The 1,482-nt window shown below is 55.7% G+C and carries 4 protein-coding genes; all 4 read right to left on the bottom strand.

Going from position 1 to position 1,482, the window contains the following annotated elements; all coding sequences use genetic code 11:
• A partial coding sequence (locus NQF64_RS08950; RefSeq protein ID WP_266107159.1) for a hypothetical protein occupies positions 1-415 on the bottom strand: 415 nt, incomplete at its 3' end.
• A complete protein-coding gene (locus tag NQF64_RS08945; protein WP_266107158.1) occupies positions 412-861 on the bottom strand; it encodes a phage fiber-tail adaptor protein in 450 nt (149 codons plus the stop codon). The genes NQF64_RS08950 and NQF64_RS08945, both read right to left, overlap by 4 nt.
• Positions 858-1,286, bottom strand: a complete 429-nt coding sequence (locus NQF64_RS08940) for a structural protein P5 (protein ID WP_266107157.1) — start codon at positions 1,284-1,286, stop codon at positions 858-860. Before NQF64_RS08940 ends, NQF64_RS08945 begins: the two co-directional genes overlap by 4 nt.
• A gap of 3 nt (positions 1,287-1,289) precedes the next feature.
• The coding region (locus tag NQF64_RS08935) for a hypothetical protein (RefSeq protein ID WP_266107150.1) at positions 1,290-1,482 on the bottom strand (193 nt) is incomplete at its 5' end.

The following is a 1,482-nucleotide window of genomic DNA, read 5'->3' as shown; positions in this document are numbered from 1 at the left end:
CTGAAGCAGGGATGGTGGAGCGAAGCTGGTCGATTTTTTGGTCGAGTGCTTGGTCGCCATTTTGACGTGCCGTGGCTTCGGCCATGAGGTTTGCTGATGTGGCGAGTTTGGATGTGTCGGGAATATCGCTCTTTTTAGCGTATCCTGATAGGTCAGCTGAAGTAGGGATGCTGGCAGTTACGTTATTGATGCGTTCGTTTAACGTGTTAACTACCTGAGTAAGGGCGGTAGTTGTGGTGTAGTCAGATAGATCAAGTGATCCGCCTGATCCATTGAAAAACGAGCTAACCGGGAAAAGCCCGGTTGTGTCATTTTGCATCCCAAGTAGATGGGCGTCAATTTTTGGAGTGTCAAAAGTAGGTAGATCGCGAACACTAACGCGTCCGCTTTCACTAGCAACAGTAATGGTCGTCATGCGGTTAGAAACCTTCCATCAGTGAGGGTAAGTATGTACTTATTGGAGGTAAGGAGGTTGGGTTGGGGGGATGCGCCACTAGGTGGGGATAAACTCGCTTGCACGGTATCGACCGACCCGGCATCATCCAGCACGATGATGCGTAAGGGGCGGACATAACGACGTCCTGCGCTAGTCTCGAGCGTCATGGTGATGGTCTGCGTGCCGGGGGTTCCCCCTTGCAGCCCGATGGTGGCGAGCGTGTTGGAGAGGGCCGCCCATAGCAGCGTCAGACCCGTATTTTGTGGCACATCCACAATGAGGCGGATAACCGTTTCGTCTGGATCGCACAAAAATGGGTTGAGATAGAGGCTGTAATCCAACGCATCGCCCCGGTTCTTGCTGGGGAAAGTTTGGATGGTGGCTTCGTTAGAAGGGTAAAGAGAGCGTGCTGGGCATGGCATCATGTCATAACGTCCTTTTGTATGTCTGACGCCACTTGAAGAACCAAGCCGCCATAGGGGTTCTGGCCGTTTTCGAAGCGGATAATGGCGTTCATGAGGCCAGAGAGTAAGCGGGGCGTGGGTTGTCCGAGCGTCTCATCAGGCTCCACGCCGAGGCTGTGGGACACGCCGTTGATATAGGCCGCCGTGTTATTCTCAGTCGGGGGCGCCCATTTGCTGATGATGCCCGTTACGGTATCGATACGGTCGCGCAGGATGTAGCGAATAAGCTGGTCGCGCAGGGCCTCAAGCCCCGCCTCTGGCGTGGGGAAGCGTGCGAAGCGGGCATTGGGCCCTGGCTCTAGCACCGCGCCGGGTTGGTGGGCAAAGTTGAGATTGCCGGGGTTGTTATTGCGGATGCCGCGGGGGCGGCTGTCGGTCTGGCTCATGCTTTACCCTCCGAAAAGATGCGGGTTGAGCGTATGAATAAGCTGATACAGCCCCACTGCTACGCCACCGCCAAAGGCCGCGCTGCCTGTGATGGCGGCGGTAATGAGGCGGGAGCGTGTGGAGATAGTGGCGGCAATCTGGTTGCTTAATGCCTCAATCCCTGCGCGTTGTTCACGGGCGAGATTGTCGATTTTG

The sequence above is a fragment of the Bombella saccharophila genome, assembly GCF_026385475.1.
GTDB classification, from domain to species: Bacteria; Pseudomonadota; Alphaproteobacteria; order Acetobacterales; family Acetobacteraceae; genus Bombella; species Bombella saccharophila.
The sequence above is the reverse complement of the archived record's forward strand: the minus strand, read 5'-3'. Positions and strand labels throughout refer to the sequence as shown.